Raw genomic sequence first — 18,224 nt, 5'->3', positions numbered from 1 at the left:
GTCCGGGGCCGGTGCTGCTCAGCAGGGGAGCCGGGGCTCAGGCCCAGCGCTGCGAGGCCGGCGTGAACTGCAGGGTGCGGTCGCCGGTGTAGATCTGCTTGGGGCGCGCGATCTTCTGCTCCTTGTCGGTCACCAGCTCGCTCCACTGGGCGAGCCAGCCCGGGGTGCGGCCGATGGCGAACAGGACGGTGAACATCTCCGGCGGGAACTGGAAGGCCTCGTAGATCAGGCCGGAGTAGAAGTCCACGTTGGGGTAGAGCTTGCGCTTGACGAAGTACTCGTCCTCCAGCGCGATCTTCTCCAGCTCCTTGGCGATCTCGAGGAGCGGGTTGACCCCGGTGACCTCGAAGACGTCGTCGCAGGCCTTCTTGATGATCGTGGCGCGCGGGTCGAAGTTCTTGTAGACGCGGTGCCCGAAGCCCATGAGGCGCTCGTTGCCGGCCTTCACGCCCTCGATGAAGGCGGGGATGTTCTCCTTGCTGCCGATGCGCTTGAGCATCCGCAGCACCGCCTCGTTGGCGCCGCCGTGCAGCGGGCCGTACAGCGCGCCGACGCCGGCCGCGACGGCCGAGTAGGGGTCGACCTGCGAGGAGCCCACCGAGCGCACGGCGTTGGTGGAGCAGTTCTGCTCGTGGTCGGCGTGCAGGATGAAGAGCGTGTCCAGCGCCTTGACCAGGCGCGGGTCGGCCTCGAACTTGGTCTCGCTCATCTTGAAGAGCATCGAGAGGAAGTTGCCCGTGTAGGACAGGTCGTTGTCCGGGTACACGTACGGCTTGCCCTGCGCGTGGCGGAAGGCCCAGGCGCCGAGCGTCGGCATCTTCGCGATCATCCGGACCATCTGCATGTGCCGGTTCTGCTCGTCGCTGATGTCGCGCGACTCGGGGTAGAACGTCGACAGGGCCCCCGTCGACGCCATCAGCATCCCCATGGGGTGCGCGTCGTAGCGGAAGCCCTGCATGAACGTCTTCACGTTCTCGTGCACGAACGTGTGGTAGGTGATCTCGTGCACCCACGCGTCGTGCTCCTCCTTGGAGGGCAGGTGGCCGTGGATCAGGAGGTAGGCGACCTCGAGGAACGAGGAGTGCTCGGCCAGCTGCTCGATCGGGTACCCGCGGTACTCCAGGATGCCCTTGTCACCGTCGATGTAGGTGACGGACGAGCGGCACGAGGCGGTGTTGACGAAGCCCGGGTCGTACACGGCCAGGCCGGGGGTCTCGTCGTCAGCCTTGATCTTCCCGAGGTCGGCGGCACGGATGGTGCCGTCGGTGATCGGGACGTCGTACTCCTGTCCGGTGCGGTTGTCGCGGACTGTCAGAGATTCGGTCACGACGCCCGACTGTAGTCCGCGCCACGTCGGGGCCGGTAGCGGGTGTCCCACCCTCCGGGCCACGTCCGCCCTGACTGTCACCCGCATCCGGAGTCCGGACGGGACCGTCCGCAATTCTACAAGTGTCGGCGAAGTGGCATTGCCCGGCAGTCGTGCGGGAGCGTGGACGTGGCCCACGCTCGACCCCGTCCGGCCGGCGGGTCCTCCCACGCTCCGTGGATGACCTCGCGTGGTTTGGACTCCCGGGCCGCCGGACGCCTACTGTTTCCTGTCGCGACTTCTGCCGCGTCCCGACCCGTCACGGGTCGGGGTGCAGATCCGGACGTGAGCCGGGCACTGCGAGCCCCTGTGGAACAGGGGTGGGTGCCGCCAGGTGCGAACCGGGCCGTGTTCGTCAGGAGTCGCGGTAGCACCACCCGGTCGGCACCCCGACCGGGCCGAACGAACGAGAGAGTAGGTACAGCCGTGCGCACCTACAGCCCCAAGCCCGGCGACATCCAGCGCGAGTGGCTCGTCATCGACGCCGCCGACGTGCGCCTGGGTCGCCTCGCCGTCACCGTGGCGAACCTGATCCGCGGCAAGCACAAGCCGATGTTCGCGCCGCACGTCGACGCCGGTGACTTCGTCATCGTCATCAACGCCGAGAAGGTCTCCCTGTCGAGCAACAAGGCCACCACCAAGATGGCCTACCGCCACTCCGGCTACCCGGGTGGTCTGACCTCCACGCCCATCGGCGAGGTCCTCGACACCGACGCCCGCAAGGCCATCGAGAAGGCTGTCTGGGGCATGCTCCCCAAGAACAAGCTGGGTCGGCAGATGCTGAAGAAGCTCAAGGTCTACTCGGGTCCCAACCACCCGCACCAGGCTCAGCAGGCCACGCCCTACGAGATCAGCCAGATCTCCCAGTAACTTCTCGACGAGACGTAAAGGAACCAAGAGACATGGCTGAGAACGCCACCGAGGTCGAGGAGACCTTCACCACCGACGCGCAGGGCGTCGCCTACAGCTCCGAGTCGGCCCCGTCCGCCGACGCCGAGGCCCGTCCGGCCACCATCGCGCCGGCCGCTGCCGTGGGTCGCCGCAAGGAGGCCGTCGCCCGTGTCCGCATCGTGCCGGGCACCGGCCAGTGGACCGTCAACGGTCGCGCCCTGGACAACTACTTCCCGAACAAGCTGCACCAGCAGGTCGTGAACGAGCCGTTCGCCACCACGCAGCTCGAGGGTCGCTTCGACGTCATCGCCCTGATCCACGGCGGCGGCATCACCGGTCAGGCCGGCGCCCTGCGCCTCGGCGTGGCCCGTGCGCTGAACAACGTGGACGTCGAGGCCAACCGCCCCTCGCTCAAGAAGGCCGGGCTGCTCACGCGTGACGCCCGCGTCATCGAGCGCAAGAAGGCTGGTCTGAAGAAGGCGCGCAAGGCGCCGCAGTTCTCCAAGCGCTGATCCCGACTCGTCTTGGGACGACTCTTCGGGACCGACGGGGTCCGAGGCCTGGCCAACGGTGAGCTCACCGCTGACCTGGCTCTCGGCCTCGGAGAGGCCGCCGCTCGCGTCCTGGTCGACACCGTCGACCGGGGCGGGCGGCGGCCTCTCGCCGTGGTCGGCCGTGACACCCGCATCTCCGGACAGTTCCTGGAGCACGCGGTGGTCGCGGGCCTGGCCTCGGCCGGCGTGGACGTGCTCCGGCTCCGGGTGGTGCCCACCCCCGGCGTCGCCTACCTCACCGACCTGCTCGACGCCGACCTCGGCGTCGTCATCAGCGCCTCGCACAACCCGATGCCCGACAACGGCATCAAGTTCCTGGCGCGCGGCGGGGTCAAGCTGGACGACGCGGTCGAGCGCGCCATCGAGGCCGCCATGGACGCGGCACCGCTGCGGCCCACCGGCGCCGACGTCGGCCGCGTGACCAAGTACGCGGGCACGGCCGACGACTACGCCGACCACCTGCTCTCGACCCTCGACGGCGGCCACGCCCGGCCCCTCGAGGGCCTCACCGTGGTGCTGGACTGCGCCCACGGTGCCGCGCACGAGGTCGGCCCGGCCGTCCTCAGCGCCGCCGGCGCGACGGTGATCGCCATCGGCGACCGCCCCGACGGCCTCAACATCAACGACGGCTGCGGGTCCACCCACCTCGAGCCCCTGCGCGCCGCGGTGCTCGAGCACGGCGCGGACGTCGGCATCGCGGTCGACGGGGACGCCGACCGCTGCCTGGCCGTGGACGCCACGGGCGCCGTGGTCGACGGGGACCAGATCCTCGCCGTCCTCGCCCTGGGCCTGCACGAGGCCGGTCGCCTGGCCGACGACACGCTCGTCGTCACCGTGATGAGCAACCTCGGCCTGCACCTGGCCATGAAGGACGCCGGCGTCCAGGTCGTGCAGACCGCCGTCGGCGACCGCTACGTGCTCGAGGCCATGAAGGTCGGCGGCTACTCCCTCGGCGGGGAGCAGTCCGGCCACGTCATCCTCTCCGACCACGCCACCACCGGCGACGGTCTGCTCACCGCCCTGCACCTGCTCCAGCGGATGCGCGCCACCGGTCGCACGCTGGCGGACCTGGCCGGCGTGGTCACCCGCCTCCCGCAGGTGCTCGTCAACGTCCGGGGCGTCGACAAGACCCGCGCCGACGACGAGAAGGTGCTCGCCGCGGTGGCGCTGGAGGAGGCCGCGCTCGGCGAGACCGGGCGCGTCCTGCTGCGCCCCTCGGGCACCGAGCCCGTCGTCCGCGTCATGGTCGAGGCGCCCACCCACGACGTGGCGCAGGGCGTCGCGGACCGGCTGGCCGAGGTGGTCCGGGAGCGGCTCGCGCTCTGAGCCCTGCCGGCACCGCGTCGTCGGGTGGGGCCCGGCCCCTGGATCGCTAGGGTCGCTGCCATGACCCCGGCACCCCCACCGGACGCGCCCGTGCTCGAGGCCGTGGGCCTCACGAAGGACTTCGGTGCGGTCCGGGCCGTCGACGACCTGTCGTTCGCCGTCGCCCCGGGCCGGGTCACCGGCTTCCTCGGGCCCAACGGGGCGGGCAAGACGACCACGCTGCGCATGCTGCTCGGCCTGGTGCGTCCCAGCGCCGGCCGCGGGCTGGTCGGTGGCCGTCCCTACGGCGAGCACCCGGCGCCGGCGCGCCTCGTCGGCGTCTGCCTGGACGCGGGCGCCCTGCACCCCGGTCGCACCGCCCTCGGGCACCTCCGGGTGGCGGCCGCACCCCTCGGGCTGCCCGAGACACGGGTGCGGGAGGTGCTGGCCCTCGTCGGTCTGGAGGCGGCGGCGCGTCGCCGCGTCGGCGGCTTCTCCCTCGGCATGAAGCAGCGCCTGGGCCTGGCCGCCGCGCTGCTGGCCGACCCCGCCGTCCTGGTGCTCGACGAGCCGGCCAACGGCCTGGACCCCGAGGGCATCGTCTGGCTGCGCAGCCTCCTGCGCTCGCTGGCCGGGCAGGGCCGCACCGTGCTCGTCTCCAGCCACGTGCTCCGCGAGGTCGAGCACACGGTGGACGACGTCGTGGTCGTCGCGTCCGGTCGGCTGGTGGTCGCCGAGCCGCTGGGCGACCTCGCCCGCCGCGCCGAGCCCGCGACGCTCGTGCTCGCCCCCGACGCCGCCGGGCTGGCTGCCCTGGCGCAGGCCCACGGCTGGACGACGGCCCCCGACCCGGCCACCGGCGGGGTGGTGCTGGCCGGTGCCGAGGCCGCCGGCGTCGGTGCCGCCGCCCACGCCGCCGGCCTGGAGCTGCACCGGCTGGAGCCGCGCGGGAGCGACCTGGAGTCGGTCTTCCTCCGGCTGACGCAGCCGGGCCCTGATCCCGGGGAGAGCCCTGATCCGGGGCAGAGTGCCGTCGAGGGGGTCGTCCGATGAGCCCCGTCGCGCTGCTGCGCACCGAGTGGCGCAAGCTCGTCACCACGCGCCTGTGGTGGGTGCTGGCGCTGGTCATGCTGGTCTACCTCGGCTTCACCGCCGTCGTCCTGGCCGCCTCGTTCGCCCTGGCCCCGGCCGAGACGGCCCCCGACCTCGCCCCGGCCGACCAGACCCTGCTGGTGTTGGGCTCGCTGGGCACCGCCGGCTACGTCTTCCCGCTGCTGGTCGGCACGCTCCTGGTGACCTCCGAGGCGCGGCACGGCACCTTCACGGCCACGTTCCTCGCCGAGCCGCGGCGGTGGCGGGTGCTGGTGGCCAAGCTGGCCGTGGCGGTGCCCGTCGGGCTGGTGCTGGGCGTGGCGGGCACGCTCGGCGTCTCGCTGGGCCTCCCGGTGCTCGCCGTGCTCGGTGACGGCGCCGCGGTCGGTGACCCCGCCGTCGTCCGGGCCCTCGTGCTGGGCGTGGTGGTGACGACGCTGTGGTGCGTGCTGGGCGTGGCGCTGGGGTCGGTGGTGACCAACCAGGTGGCCGCGGTCGTCGGCGTCCTGGTCTTCACCCAGTTCGTGGAGCCGGTCGCGCGGATCGCCCTGGGCGCGGTGGACGGGGCCGCGCGCGTCGCCTCGTTCCTGCCGGGTGCGGCGGCCGACGCGGTCACCGGCGCGAGCCTGCTCGGCGCCATGACCGCCGGCTCCGGGGGCCCGGACCTCCTGCCCGGGTGGGCCGGGGCCCTCGTCCTGCTCGCCTACGGGGTCGTGCTGGTCACGGTGGGGGCGCGCACGACCTTCCGTCGCGACGTGCTCTGAGCCGAGGGGCGTCGCAGGCCCGCGCGTCAGAGCTTGCGCAGGCGGACGTAGCGCACCGAGTGGTCGGCGTCCTTGCGCAGCACCAGCGTGGCCCGCGAGCGGGTGGGCAGCACGTTGTCGACCAGGTTGGGGCCGTTGATGGTGTCCCAGATCCGCTCGGACTCGGCGACCGCCTCGTCGTGGGTGAGGGCGGCGTACTTGCGGAAGTAGCTGTCGGGGTCGCGGAACGCGGTCTGGCGCAGCTTGAGGAACCGCTGCGTGTACCAGTCGCGCACGTGGGCGGTGTGGGCGTCGACGTAGACGGAGAAGTCGAAGAAGTCGCTGACCGCCAGGCCCGTGCGGCCGTCCTCGCGGCTGCGCGAGGGCTGGAGCACGTTGAGGCCCTCGACGATGACGATGTCGGGGGAGCGGACGACGACCTTCTCGTCCGGCACCACGTCGTAGACCAGGTGGGAGTAGACCGGCGCGGCGACCTCGTCCTTGCCGGACTTGATGTCGATGACGAACCGCAGCAGCGCCTTGCGGTCGTAGGACTCCGGGAAGCCCTTGCGCTGCAGCAGCCCCCGGCGCTCCAGCTCGGCGTTGGGGTAGAGGAACCCGTCGGTGGTCACGAGCGCGACGTTGGGGTGCTGGGGCCAGTGGGCCAGCATCTGCTGGAGCACGCGGGCGGTGGTGGACTTGCCGACGGCCACGGACCCGGCCACGCCGATCACGAACGGCGTGCGCGGCGGCGTGCGCTGGTGCAGGAAGTGCTCCTGCTCCTGGTGCAGCTTCTTCGCCGACTCCACGTACATGCTGAGCAGGCGTGACAGCGGCAGGTAGACCTCGCGGACCTCCTCGATGTCGAGGCTGTCGCCGAGGCCGCGCAGGCGGTGGATCTCCTCCGCCGTCAGCGGGCTCTCGGTCTCGCGGGCCAGGGCGGCCCAGGCGTCGCGGTCCAGCTCCAGGTAGGGCGAGGTCTCACGGGGCGTCTCGCCCTGGACGGCGGGGAACCAGCCGGTCGGCGGGGCCGACGCAGGCGCGGCGTGCTGCTGACCGGGCTGGGGCATGACGGCGATTCTTGCAGCACGGGTGCCGCGCGACACAGGTCGCACCCCGGCTTCCGAGCGCCCCCAGCAGATGGCCGACACGTGTCGTCGGAGTGGGGGAGGGGTCGTCGGGGCAGGTCACGCGGCGACACCCCCGGGCCCGGCGTCGCCGACGCGGTTCTCACGCCTCGTCCGCCTAGACTCCCCTTCCATGTGCGGGATCGTCGGGTACGTGGGTGAGCGCTCGGCGCAGGACGTCGTGATCGACGGGCTGCGCCGGCTGGAGTACCGCGGCTACGACTCCGCGGGCGTCGCGCTGGTGCACGAGGGCGCCATCGCCGGCAACAAGAAGGCGGGCAAGCTCGCCAACCTGGAGAAGGCCATCGCGGAGGAGCCGCTGCCGGTCTCGACGATCGGCCTCGGCCACACCCGCTGGGCGACCCACGGCGCGCCGAACGACCGCAACGCGCACCCGCACCGCGGCTACGGAGGCCGGATCGCCGTCGTGCACAACGGCATCATCGAGAACTTCGACTCCCTGCGCGGCCGGCTCGAGGACGACGACATCCAGCTCGTCTCCGAGACCGACACCGAGATCGTGGCGCACCTGCTGGAGCTGCAGGTGGAGTCCGGCGAGGACCTGACGACCGCGATGCAGCGCGTGTGCCGCCGGCTCGAGGGCGCCTTCACGCTCGTGGCCATCGATGCCCAGGACCCCGACCGGGTGGTCGCCGCGCGTCGCAACTCGCCGCTGGTGGTCGGGCTCGGCGAGGGCGAGAACTTCCTCGGCTCCGACGTCGCCGCGTTCATCGAGTTCACCCGCGAGGCGATGGAGCTCGACCAGGACCAGGTCGTCACCATCACCCGCTCCGGGGTCGAGGTGAGCAACTTCGACGGGACGCCGGCCGCGGGCCGCGTCTACCACGTCGACTGGGACCTGTCGGCCGCCGAGAAGGACGGTCACGACTGGTTCATGCGCAAGGAGATCTTCGAGCAGCCGCGCGCCGTGGCCGACTCGCTGCTCGGCCGTCGCTCGCGCTCCGGTGCCCTCCAGCTCGACGAGATGCGCCTCTCCGACCAGGAGCTGCGCGACATCGACAAGATCATCATCATCGCGGCCGGCACCTCGTTCTACGCGGGCCTCGTGGCCAAGTACGCCATCGAGCACTGGTGCCGCATCCCGGTCGAGGTCGAGCTGAGCTCGGAGTTCCGCTACCGCGACCCGATCCTCGACTACTCCACGCTCGTCGTGGCGATCAGCCAGTCCGGCGAGACCGCCGACACCCTGCAGGCGATCCGGCACGCGCGCACCCAGCGCAGCAAGGTGCTGGCGATCTGCAACACCAACGGCTCGACCATCCCGCGCGAGTCCGACGCCGTCATCTACACCCACGCCGGCCCCGAGATCGGCGTCGCCTCCACCAAGGGCTTCCTCACCCAGCTCGTGGCCTGCTACCTGCTGGCCCTGTACCTCGCGCAGGTCAAGGGCACCCGGTTCGGCGACGAGATCAACCAGGTGCTCCAGCAGCTGGAGTCGATGCCGGACCACATCTCGGCGGTGCTGGAGAAGTCCGAGCAGGTCTACGACCTGGCCCGCGCGCACGTCGACTCCCGCTCGGTGCTCTTCCTCGGCCGGCACGCCGGCTACCCGGTGGCGCTCGAGGGCGCCCTGAAGCTCAAGGAGCTGGCCTACCTGCACGCCGAGGGCTTCGCCGCCGGTGAGCTCAAGCACGGCCCCATCGCGCTCATCGAGCAGGACATGCCGGTGCTGTGCGTCGTGCCGCCCCGGGGCCGCGACCAGCTGCACGACAAGATGATCTCCGGCATCCAGGAGGTGCGCGCCCGCGGTGCGCGGACCGTGTGCCTGGCCGAGGAGGGCGACTCCTCCATCGAGCCCTACGCCGACGTCCTCATCACCCTGCCGCGGGTGCCCGTGCTGCTCCAGCCGCTGGTGGCCGTCGTGCCGCTCCAGCTCTTCGCCTGCGAGCTGGCCACCGCCAAGGGCCACGACGTCGACCAGCCGCGGAACCTGGCCAAGTCCGTCACCGTGGAGTGAGCCCCGCGTGGCCGTGCTCGGCGTCGGCATCGACGTCTGCGACATCGACCGCTTCGCCGCGACGCTGAACCGCACCCCGGGCCTGCTGACCCGGGTGTTCACGCCGGGGGAGCGGGGCCGCACGGTCGCCTCCCTGGCGGCCCGCTTCGCGGCCAAGGAGGCGCTCGCCAAGGCGCTCGGCGCGCCGGCGGGGCTCTCCTGGCAGGACTGCGAGATCGTCTCGGAGTCCTCCGGTCGCCCCCGGTTCGAGGCCCGCGGCAGCGTGGCCGCCGCGCTCGCCGACCTCGGCTGCGCCTCCGTGCACGTCTCGCTCTCCCACGACGCCGGTGTCGCCTCCGCCGTGGTGGTGCTGGAGTCCTGACCCCGCGAGGGTCGTGTGCCCCAGCGGTGGCTCCGGCGACCGCTCAGGCACACGACCTCGCCCGTGGCACCCCGAGGCGCACCAGGTCGGCGATGACCTCCGCCGGCTCGTGCCGCACCTCGTAGGCGGTGCAGCCCACCACCAGTCGACCGGCGCTGCTGAGCCGGCGGGCCCGTCGCTCGTCGGCCGCCCAGTGGCGGGCCTCGACGTGCGCGCCGCCGTCCACCTCCAGGACGAGGACCCGACCGTCCGGCAGCAGCCACTCGCAGTCCGTCCACCGGCGGCGACCGTCGGCGTCGGTGCGGCCGTGCTGCTGCCGGGGCGGCTCCAGCCCCGCGCCGGCGCAGAGATCGACGACGTCCTGCTCGAGACGGGAGTGGGAACCGGCCGCGACCCAGCCCAGGGCGGCGCGGAACCGGGGCGCTCCGCGCAGCGGCCGGAGGGTCTGCACCCAGGTGAGGAGCCGCTCCGGCGTGGTCAGCCGCTGCTGCACGACTGCGGCCAGCAGCCCATCGGCCGCCCGGGGCCCGAGCCGGTAGCCGGCGTGCACGAGCGCCGCCGGCTCGCACCGGGCCCGGGGGAGCAGCCCCGGGCCACGCAGCAGCTCGAACGGACGTCGGCTGCGGAAGAACCGCACCCCCGGCACCGGCTCGAACGCCAGCTCGTCGTCGACCCAGACGGTGACCTGGTCGGGCTCCCAGCCGGCGAGGCCGTGCAGGCGCAGCGCCGACAGCCCACCGAGCATGCTGCGGGGGCCGGCGTGCAGGACCCCGACCCACTCACGCTGGCGCGTCGTCGCCTCCCCGGTGCTCAGCTGGACGACGCGCGGCGTGGTCAGGCTCCAGCGGCCGGCGTCGAGCTGGGCCCGCACGGCGCCGCGCGGCACCCCGAGCCGGGTCAGCTGGCGACGAGCGAGCAGCCCGCCCTGCTCCTGGGCGAGCCGAGCGAGCAGGTCACGGGTCTCGGCCTCCACCGGGAGGCGGCGCAGCGGGTCGGGTGCCATGTGCGCCCTCCTGCCCGCTCCGAGCCGGGCGGAGGCGGCCGTCCACAGGCGGGGACGCACCCGACGGGGTCGTGTGCCCCAGCGGTGGCTCCGGCGACCGCTCAGGCACACGACCCGGTGGGTCGTGACGGGAGCGCACACACTTCCTGACAGGCGCCTGAGATTCTCAGGAGATCGTCACGACGGCGCAATACGCCCGAGCAGATCTGCGATCGTCCGTAATACGGGGTGCTTAGCGTCCGGGCCGGACCACCACCCCGACGAGAGGACTTCCGTGAGCATCTCGCGCACGCGGCGGATGACGGCTGCGGCCGTCACCGCCTCCCTGGCCCTGGCCGGCCTGGCCGTCGCCGGCAGCACCACCGGCTCGGCCCTGGCGGCGGAGGAGGCGGCCTCGGGCGCCGTCCTCCTGGCCCCGTACTACACCGAGGCCGACGTGACCGGCGACGACCAGGTCACCACCGACGACCTGGACGTGGTCGAGGCGGCGATCGGCACCACCGACGGCGACGCCGGCTGGGCGGACGTCTCCGCCGCCGACACCGACGACGACGGCGAGATCACCAGCGCCGACCTGGCCGACGTGGCCATGCGCATGCTCTACGACGACGGCTCCTTCGACGTCGTCGAGGCGTCCGCGGTGCAGATGCAGGCCGCGATGAACGCCGGCGTCGTGACCGCCGTGGAGCTCACCCAGGCCTACCTGGACCGGATCGCCGCGCTCGACACCACCGTGATCGACACCGACGGCGTCACCGGCGAGGAGGACACCGACCGGGCGCTCAACTCGATCATCACCACCGGCGACGAGGACGCGCTGGCCGCGGCCGCGGAGTCCGACGCCTACCGCGCCGAGCACGGCGGGCCCCGCTCGATGCTGGACGGCATCCCGGTCCTGCTGAAGGACAACTACGACACCGAGGACATGCCCACCTCGGCCGGCAACGGCACCTGGGCCGACAACCAGACCGAGACCGACGCGTTCATGGTCTCCGGCCTGCGCAGCGCCGGTGCCGTCATCCTCGGCAAGGCCAGCCTGGACGAGTTCGCCTACGGCTTCTCCTCGCAGTTCACGACCCTCTCCGAGCGCGGCGGCACCATCTACGTCGCGAGCCCGTACGACACCGAGCGCACCGCCGGCGGCTCCTCGGGCGGCACCGGCGCCTCGATCGCCGCCAACCTGGGCGCGATCGGCTTCGGCACCGACACCGGCGGCTCGATCCGCAACCCCTCGACCTACAACCAGCTGGTCGGCATCCGCCCGACGGTGGGCCTGGCCAGCCGCGACGGCATCGTGCCGCTGGCGCTGACCCAGGACACCGGCGGCCCGATCGCCCGGTCCGTCGCGGACGCGGCGATCGCGCTCGACGCCGTCACCGGCGTGGACGAGAACGACCCGGTCACCGAGGAGCAGGAGGGCCTCGTGCCCGACTCCTACACCTCCTACCTCGACCCGACCGCGCTCGAGGGCACGACGATCGGCTACCTGACCTCGATGGTCGGCACCAACGCGACGACCACCCGCCTCTTCGAGCAGGCCAAGGCCGACCTCGAGGCGCAGGGCGCGACCGTCGTCGAGATCGACACCAGCACCGACAACCCGCTGGCCGCCACGCTGAGCGAGGGCTCGGGATCGACCAACGAGTTCAACCACGACCTGAACGACTACATCGACGCCCACCTGGACGCCGACGAGACGGTCCGCTCCCTCCAGGGCCTCATCGACGACGGCTGGATGGCGCCGAGCCGGATCGGCACCTACCAGACCCGCGCGGACGTCACCCAGGAGCAGTACGAGACGTGGATGAGCACCCACACCGTCGCGATCGAGAACGGTGAGGAGGTCACCACCGGCCTCATGGACGACTACGGCCTCGACGCGCTGATGTACCCCAGCGGCAACCCGTACTCGACCCAGAGCACGAACCTGCGGCTCTCGCCGAACACCGGCATGCCCGCGGTGACGGTGCCGATGGGCCAGGCCACCGAGGCCGACGGCACCATCACCGGCGCCGGCGTGAACCTCGAGCTGCTGGGTCGCAACTACACCGAGGGCGACCTCATCGGCTACGCCTACGACTACGAGCAGGCCACCGAGCACCGCACCACCCCGGCGCTCTACGGCGAGATCGACGGCGACGTCTTCGCCGGCACCGGCTCCGACGAGACCGCCGAGGCGGGCGACGGCTCCGTCACCGTCGACGCCCCGGAGAGCGTCTCCGCCGGCGAGCGGTTCACCGTCACCGTCTCCACCGACGCCGCCGACCTGTACGCCTACGGCGTGGACCTCGACTACGACACCAGCGTCGTCAAGGTCGTCAAGGGCGGCGTGGAGACCCCCTCCACCGGCGAGCGCTGGGTCGACCGGACCCCGGGCAGCCTGGCGCTGACCCACACCAAGCTCGGCACCAGCCCGTCCGACAACGGGGAGACCACCCTGGTCACCTACACCTTCAAGGCCAAGCGCGCGGGTGCGACCGGCATCGACGTCACCTCGGTGAGCACCGTCGACTCCACCGGTGCGACCACGGACGCCGACGCCGAGGAGACCGCGCCCACGGTCACCAAGCGCAAGACCGGCACCGCCGTCGCCGCGGTCGCCCAGCGGGTCGGCAACGGGTCGAAGGTGCGGGCCGCGGCCGTCGTCGTGGCCGACGACGACGCCGCCCCGAACGGCCGGGTGACGTTCTTCGTCGCCGGTGAGAAGGTCGGCAGCAAGCGCCTGACCGAGGGCACCGCCACGGTCACCGTCCGCACCTCGCGGAAGGGCCGAGCCGTGGTCAAGGCGGTGTACTCCGGCACCGCCAAGTACACCCGCAGCGTCGACAGGACGCGGGTCTCCGCCCGCTGACGCGAGAGCACCGGCCGAGACCACCGGCCGGCACCAGTCGGCACCAGCAGCGCACCCGTCCGGGGTTCCCCCGGGCGGGTGCGCTGCGTCGCGTCGGGGGCGTCCTACGGTGACGGCATGCGTCGTGCCCACACCGTCCAGCAGGTCCGAGCAGCCGAGGCGGAGCGGATGGCCCTCCTGCCGGAGGGCGCCCTCATGGCGGCGGCCGCGCACGGGCTGGCCCGGGCGGTCGCGGCGTTCCTCGGCGGCACGTACGGCCGACGGGTGGTGCTGCTGGTCGGCAGCGGCGACAACGGCGGGGACGCCCTGCACGCCGGCGCCGGCCTGGCACGCGACGGGGCGTGGGTCGAGGCGTGGCTGCTCTCCGACCGGCCGCACGCCGCCGGGCTGGCCGCGCTGCGCCGCGCCGGCGGTCGCGTGCGCGAGCACGGGGCCCTGCCGACGTCCGTGCCGGCCGACCGTGCGCCCGACGTGGTCGTCGACGGGGTCGTCGGCATCGGCGGGCGCCCCGGCCTGCGGGACGAGGCACGCGCCGCGCTCGCCGTGCTGGCCGGCGTCCCCGTGGTGGCCGTGGACGTGCCCAGCGGCGTCGACGTCGACACCGGCGAGACGCCCGGCCCGCACGTGGTCGCCGACCTGACGGTCACCTTCGGCACCCTCAAGCCCGCCCACCTGCTCGACCCCGCGTCGACCGCGTGCGGCGCGGTGGAGCTGGTCGACCTGGGGCTGGACCTGCCGCCCGCCCCCGTCGAGGCCCTCGGCGCGGCGGACGTGGCGGCGCTGCTGCCCGTGCCGGGCGGCCGCGACCACAAGTACACGCGCGGGGTCGTGGGCGTGCGCAGCGGCTCGGCCACCTATCCGGGAGCGGGCCTGCTCAGCGTGGCCGGCGCGGCCTGCGGGCTGGCCGGGATGGTCCGGTACGTGGGCGACTCGGCGGTGGCCGACCGGGTCCGCGAGGCGCACCCCGAGGTGGTGGGCGCCGGGCGCGTGCAGGCCTGGGTCGTCGGCTCCGGCGGGGGCGCGGCCGCGGGCGAGGAGCTGGCAGCCGCGGTCGCCGACGGCGTCCCGGTGCTCGTCGACGCCGACGCGCTCGCGCACGTGCCCGACCTCGACCGGTCCACGGGGGCGCCGCTCGTGCTCACCCCGCACGCCGGGGAGGCCGCGTCCCTGCTCGGGGTGGAGCGCGCCGACGTCGAGGCCCGGATGCTCACCCACGCCCGCGAGGCGGCGGCCCGGTACGACGCCGTCGTCCTGCTCAAGGGGCGGCGCACCGTCGTCGCGGCGCCGGACGGGCGGGTCCGCGTCAACACCACCGGCACGCCCTGGCTCGGCACCGCCGGCGCCGGCGACGTGCTCGGCGGGCTCACCGGCGCGCTGCTGGCCGCGGGCCTCGACCCGTTCGACGCCGCGTCCGTGGGCGCGTGGCTGCACGGGGCCGCCGCCGTGCTCGTCTCCCGGGGCGGCCCGATCGTCGCCGGGCAGGTGGCCGGGGCCGTCGCCGACGTGGTGCGGGGGCTCCCGAGGCGGTAGTGAGGCGTCCCACCCCCGGGGGTGCGGGCACGTGACCCCCCTCCCGGTGGGAAGATGGGGGCGATGTCCGCCACCGCCCGCCCCGAGATCGTCGTCGACCTGGCGGCGGTCCGGCACAACCTGCGCACCATCGACGCGCTGGTCGGCGACGACGTCGCCACCATGGCGGTGGTGAAGGCCGACGCCTACGGCCACGGCGCCCTCGAGGTGGCGCGCGCGGCCCGCGAGGCCGGCACGCCGTGGTTGGGCGTCGCGACCGTGCCGGAGGCGCTGGCGCTCCGCGAGGCCGGGGACGTCGGCCGCCTGCTGTGCTGGCTGGTCCTGCCGGGTGAGGACCTGACCGCTGCGGTGGCCGCCGACGTCGACGTCACCGCCGCCACCACGGCCCACCTGGACCTGCTCGCGCGCGCCGTCGAGGCCTCCGGGCGCCCCGCGCGGGTGCAGCTCAAGGTCGACACCGGCCTCTCCCGCTCCGGCTCGACCGCCGAGGCATGGCCGGCCCTGGTGGCCGCTGCCCGCGCCGGCGAGCTCGAGGGCCGCTGGCGGGTGACCGGCGTGTGGTCGCACCTGGCCGCCGCCGAGGAGCCGGAGCACCCCGCCAACGCCCAGCAGGCCGCCGCCTTCCACGCGGCCCTGGCCGTGGTCGAGGAGGCGGGTCTGCGGCCCGAGGTGCGGCACCTGGCCAACTCCGCCGCCGCGCTGCTCCACCCCGACCTGCGCCTGGACCTGGTGCGGATCGGCCTGGCCACCTACGGCCTCGACCCGGCCCCCGACGTCGCCCACGGCACCGACCTGCGTCCCGCCATGACCGTCACCGCGCCGCTGACCATGGTCAAGCAGGTGCCCGAGGGCACGAGCGTCTCCTACGGCTGGCGCTGGTCGGCGCCGGCACCGACGACGCTGGGCCTGGTGCCCGTCGGCTACGCGGACGGCCTCCCGCGCGCCGCGGCCGGCAACGACCGCCCCGGGCCGGCGGGCGCCCCCGCCGAGGTCGAGGTCGGCGGACGTCGTCGGCCCCTGCGCGGCACGGTCTGCATGGACCAGGTCGTGGTCGAGCTCGGTCCGGCCGGCACCGAGGTCGGGGCGGCCGTGGGCGACGTCGTGCGCCTCGTCGGCCCGGCTCCCGCGCCGTCCGCGCAGGAGTGGGCGCAGGCCTGCGGCACCATCAGCTACGAGATCGTCACCCGGCTCGGCGGCCGCCTCGTCCGCCGGCACGTGGACAGCGAGGAGGGCGCATGACGCCCCGCACCCCGTCCGGTCGCTCGTCGGGCCGGCCCGCCTCCGGGCCCGGCAGCGAGCACTGGCAGCGCAACCTGGTGCTCGGCATCGCCGGTGCGGCGGCGGGTGCCGCCGTGGCGGGCGGTGCCGCCGCGGCCGAGGTCGCCCGCCGCCGTCGCGTGGTCTCCAAGCGGGGCGCCGGCGACGTCGCCGTCCCGGGGTCGCTGCGCTCGCCCGCCCTCACCGTGGTGGCGGACGACGGCGTGCCCCTGCACGTGGAGGTCGACGAGTTCGAGCCCAGCGAGGGGGCCGCGGGTCGCTCGGAGCCGCCGCTGACGGTGGTGTGGGTCCACGGCTACGCGCTGACCTCCGACTGCTGGCACTTCCAGCGTGCCGCCTACCGCGGGCTGGTGCGCTCGGTCTTCTACGACCAGCGCAGCCACGGCCGCTCGGGCCGCTCCTCGCCGGAGAACGCCACGATCGAGCAGTGCGCCCACGACCTGCTGACGGTGCTGGACGAGGTGGCCACCGGCACGCCCGTCGTGCTGGTCGGCCACTCGATGGGCGGCATGACCATCGCCGCGCTGGCCGAGGAGCACCCCGAGCTGTTCGGCACCCGGATCGTGGGTGTCGGCCTCGTCGCCACCGCCGCGGACAAGCTCGACATGGGCCGGATGTTCCTGCCCGCCGTGCCGGCGCGCCTGGGCGGGGAGCTGACCCGGCGGGTCATGCGCGGCGTCGGCGCCGGCCACAAGGCCGTCGACCTGGTGCGCGACCTCGGCGGCACCCTCTCGGAGCAGACCGCCAAGTACTTCGCCTTCGGCCGCGACGTGCCGCGTGCCTACCTCGACTTCGCGTGGTCGATGCTCTCGACCACGCCCACCCGGGTGCTCGTCGACTTCTTCCCCAGCCTCGACGGCCTCGACAAGCTGCACGCGGTGGAGGTGATGGGCCACGTGCCCGTCTCCATCGTCTGCGGCACCAAGGACCGGCTGACCAAGATCAGCCACAGCCGCACCCTCCACGCCCGGATCTCCGGGTCCCGCCTCCTCGAGGTGGCCGGTGCGGGCCACCTCGTGATGATCGAGAGTCACGGACAGGTGAACGCCGAGATCGACCAGCTCCTCGCCGCTGCGACCGAGACGGTGGAGGGCGCGTGAGCGACGTCGTCGTCCGCCCGGTCGGCCCCGAGGCCGCCGAGGCCGTCCACACGGTGGTCGCGGCCGCCTTCGGCAACCGGATCGCCATGGACCCGCCGCCCGACGCGCTGTCGGAGACGCCGGAGACCCTGGCCGCGAAGCTCGCCGACGGCGGTGGCCTGCTGGCCACCCTCGAGGACGTGCCGGTGGGGTGCCTCATCCTCGACCCCCTCGGGTCGACCACCTACCTGCGCCGGTTCGCGGTCAGCCCCGACCACCAGGGCCACGGCATCGCCGGCCGGCTGATCGACGCGACCGTCGACGCGGTGCTGGCCTCCGGCCGGGGCATGGACGACCTGACCGTCGTGGCCCGCGAGGAGCTCCCGGCGACCATCCGGTTCTGGGAACGGCAGGGCTTCAAGGAGATCCTGCGCTACTCGCCGCTGGTGGAGATGCGCCGCCCGCTGCGGACGATGGTCTTCCACGCACCCACCGCCGAGGCCACGCGCGGGCTGGGCCGCTCCCTGGCCGGCCAGCTCACCCGCGGTGACCTGCTGGTGCTCACCGGGGACCTCGGTGCCGGCAAGACCACGTTCACCCAGGGCCTGGGCGCGGGGCTCGGGGTGCGGGGGCACGTCACCTCGCCCACCTTCGTCATCGCCCGCGTGCACCCCTCCCTGGTGCAGGGGCCGGCGCTCGTGCACGTCGACGCCTACCGGCTCGGCGGCCTCGACGAGCTGGACGACCTGGACCTCGACACCTCCCTCGACGACGCCGTCACGGTCGTCGAGTGGGGCGAGGACATCGCCGAGGGCCTCTCGGAGTCGCGCCTGGAGGTGCGGATCGTGCGGGAGCAGGGTCGGGTGGCGCAGGACGCCGGCGCGCTCGACGTCGACGGGGAGCCGCTGGACGAGCGGCGGATCGAGGTCACCCCCGTCGGGCCGCGCTGGCACGCCCTGTCCTTCCGCGGCCTGGGCTGACCTCAGCCGCGGGCTGCCGGGTCGGGATGGACCTGACAGGGCTGGTGGCGGTATCTTCTTCCTCCCGTCGGCGTCGTCCGGCGCCC

Annotated in this window: 15 protein-coding genes; 12 read left to right on the top strand and 3 right to left on the bottom strand. The window is 73.6% G+C overall.

All coding sequences use genetic code 11. The annotated features are described in order from the left end of the window. Positions 1-37: 37 nt before the first annotated feature. Entirely contained in the window at positions 38-1,327 is a 1,290-nt protein-coding gene (locus tag M8316_RS17745) for a citrate synthase (protein WP_250056826.1), read from the bottom strand. A 465-nt stretch (positions 1,328-1,792) separates the two neighbouring features. Here M8316_RS17745 and rplM point away from each other — a divergent pair, with 465 nt between their 5' ends. Genes rplM through M8316_RS17720 form a run of 5 tightly spaced genes read left to right on the top strand, consistent with a single transcriptional unit; the run spans position 1,793 to position 5,972 of the window. After that, the gene (gene rplM / locus M8316_RS17740) at positions 1,793-2,236 is read left to right on the top strand and encodes a 50S ribosomal protein L13 (protein ID WP_250056825.1); all 444 of its coding nucleotides are present in this window, start codon (positions 1,793-1,795) and stop codon (positions 2,234-2,236) included. A 32-nt stretch (positions 2,237-2,268) separates the two neighbouring features. Further along, a complete protein-coding gene (gene rpsI / locus M8316_RS17735; protein WP_250056823.1) occupies positions 2,269-2,769 on the top strand; it encodes a 30S ribosomal protein S9 in 501 nt (166 codons plus the stop codon). Positions 2,770-2,781: 12 nt separating this feature from the next. Further along, positions 2,782-4,137, top strand: coding sequence for a phosphoglucosamine mutase (gene glmM, locus M8316_RS17730; RefSeq protein WP_250056821.1), 1,356 nt, complete (start codon positions 2,782-2,784; stop codon positions 4,135-4,137). 60 nt (positions 4,138-4,197) lie between these two features. Beyond that, positions 4,198-5,169: an ABC transporter ATP-binding protein gene (locus M8316_RS17725; RefSeq protein ID WP_250056819.1), complete on the top strand. Its 972-nt coding sequence runs from the start codon at positions 4,198-4,200 to the stop codon at positions 5,167-5,169. Further along, a complete protein-coding gene (locus M8316_RS17720) occupies positions 5,166-5,972 on the top strand; it encodes an ABC-2 transporter permease (RefSeq protein WP_250056817.1) in 807 nt (268 codons plus the stop codon). Before M8316_RS17725 ends, M8316_RS17720 begins: the two co-directional genes overlap by 4 nt. Positions 5,973-5,998: 26 nt before the next feature. Here the strand turns inward: M8316_RS17720 and coaA are convergent, their stop codons facing one another. After that, positions 5,999-7,021, bottom strand: a complete 1,023-nt coding sequence (coaA, locus tag M8316_RS17715) for a type I pantothenate kinase (RefSeq protein ID WP_250056815.1) — start codon at positions 7,019-7,021, stop codon at positions 5,999-6,001. A gap of 190 nt (positions 7,022-7,211) precedes the next feature. Between coaA and glmS the strand changes: the two genes are divergently transcribed. Both glmS and M8316_RS17705 read left to right on the top strand, forming a co-directional pair. Further along, positions 7,212-9,056 carry a glutamine--fructose-6-phosphate transaminase (isomerizing) gene (gene glmS / locus M8316_RS17710; protein ID WP_250056814.1) on the top strand — a complete coding sequence of 615 codons (1,845 nt, stop codon included), beginning with the start codon at positions 7,212-7,214 and terminating at the stop codon, positions 9,054-9,056. A 7-nt stretch (positions 9,057-9,063) separates the two neighbouring features. Further along, entirely contained in the window at positions 9,064-9,417 is a 354-nt protein-coding gene (locus M8316_RS17705) for a holo-ACP synthase (RefSeq protein WP_250056812.1), read from the top strand. Between the two features lie 43 nt (positions 9,418-9,460). Here the strand turns inward: M8316_RS17705 and M8316_RS17700 are convergent, their stop codons facing one another. Next, positions 9,461-10,420: an endonuclease domain-containing protein gene (locus M8316_RS17700; RefSeq protein ID WP_250056810.1), complete on the bottom strand. Its 960-nt coding sequence runs from the start codon at positions 10,418-10,420 to the stop codon at positions 9,461-9,463. 274 nt (positions 10,421-10,694) lie between these two features. On the opposite strand from M8316_RS17700, the gene M8316_RS17695 reads away from it, so the two are divergent. The 5 genes from M8316_RS17695 to tsaE all read left to right on the top strand — a co-directional run bounded on the left by M8316_RS17695 (position 10,695) and on the right by tsaE (position 18,138). Next, positions 10,695-13,271 (top strand): amidase family protein, encoded by a 2,577-nt coding sequence (locus M8316_RS17695; protein WP_250056808.1) that lies wholly within the window; start codon positions 10,695-10,697, stop codon positions 13,269-13,271. Between the two features lie 117 nt (positions 13,272-13,388). Next, positions 13,389-14,801, top strand: a complete 1,413-nt coding sequence (locus M8316_RS17690; protein ID WP_250056806.1) for an NAD(P)H-hydrate dehydratase — start codon at positions 13,389-13,391, stop codon at positions 14,799-14,801. 63 nt (positions 14,802-14,864) lie between these two features. Further along, positions 14,865-16,040 (top strand): alanine racemase, encoded by a 1,176-nt coding sequence (alr, locus tag M8316_RS17685; protein WP_250056804.1) that lies wholly within the window; start codon positions 14,865-14,867, stop codon positions 16,038-16,040. Continuing rightward, on the top strand, positions 16,037-17,179 hold the full coding sequence (locus M8316_RS17680; protein WP_250056802.1) for an alpha/beta fold hydrolase: 1,143 nt from the start codon (positions 16,037-16,039) through the stop codon (positions 17,177-17,179). Before alr ends, M8316_RS17680 begins: the two co-directional genes overlap by 4 nt. Next, positions 17,176-18,138, top strand: a complete 963-nt coding sequence (gene tsaE / locus M8316_RS17675; RefSeq protein ID WP_250056800.1) for a tRNA (adenosine(37)-N6)-threonylcarbamoyltransferase complex ATPase subunit type 1 TsaE — start codon at positions 17,176-17,178, stop codon at positions 18,136-18,138. The genes M8316_RS17680 and tsaE overlap by 4 nt, the downstream gene beginning before the upstream one ends. Positions 18,139-18,224 lie beyond the last annotated feature (86 nt).

Origin of the sequence: Nocardioides bruguierae (genome assembly GCF_023554635.1) — a bacterium.
In the GTDB taxonomy this organism is placed as follows: domain Bacteria; phylum Actinomycetota; class Actinomycetes; order Propionibacteriales; family Nocardioidaceae; genus Nocardioides; species Nocardioides bruguierae.
Note: the sequence above shows the minus strand (reverse complement) of the source record. Positions and strands in the feature narration are given on the sequence as shown.

What these genes read in the sequence shown, in the direction of transcription:
- rpsI (WP_250056823.1), top strand. Translation starts at nt 2,269, where the DNA reads ATGGCTGAGAACGCCACCGAGGTCGAGGAGACCTTCACCACCGACGCG.
- M8316_RS17690 (WP_250056806.1), top strand. Translation starts at nt 13,389, where the DNA reads ATGCGTCGTGCCCACACCGTCCAGCAGGTCCGAGCAGCCGAGGCGGAG.
- alr (WP_250056804.1), top strand. Translation starts at nt 14,865, where the DNA reads ATGTCCGCCACCGCCCGCCCCGAGATCGTCGTCGACCTGGCGGCGGTC.
- coaA (WP_250056815.1), bottom strand. Translation starts at nt 7,021, where the DNA reads ATGCCCCAGCCCGGTCAGCAGCACGCCGCGCCTGCGTCGGCCCCGCCG.
- M8316_RS17720 (WP_250056817.1), top strand. Translation starts at nt 5,166, where the DNA reads ATGAGCCCCGTCGCGCTGCTGCGCACCGAGTGGCGCAAGCTCGTCACC.
- M8316_RS17680 (WP_250056802.1), top strand. Translation starts at nt 16,037, where the DNA reads ATGACGCCCCGCACCCCGTCCGGTCGCTCGTCGGGCCGGCCCGCCTCC.
- glmS (WP_250056814.1), top strand. Translation starts at nt 7,212, where the DNA reads ATGTGCGGGATCGTCGGGTACGTGGGTGAGCGCTCGGCGCAGGACGTC.
- M8316_RS17700 (WP_250056810.1), bottom strand. Translation starts at nt 10,420, where the DNA reads ATGGCACCCGACCCGCTGCGCCGCCTCCCGGTGGAGGCCGAGACCCGT.
- M8316_RS17725 (WP_250056819.1), top strand. Translation starts at nt 4,198, where the DNA reads ATGACCCCGGCACCCCCACCGGACGCGCCCGTGCTCGAGGCCGTGGGC.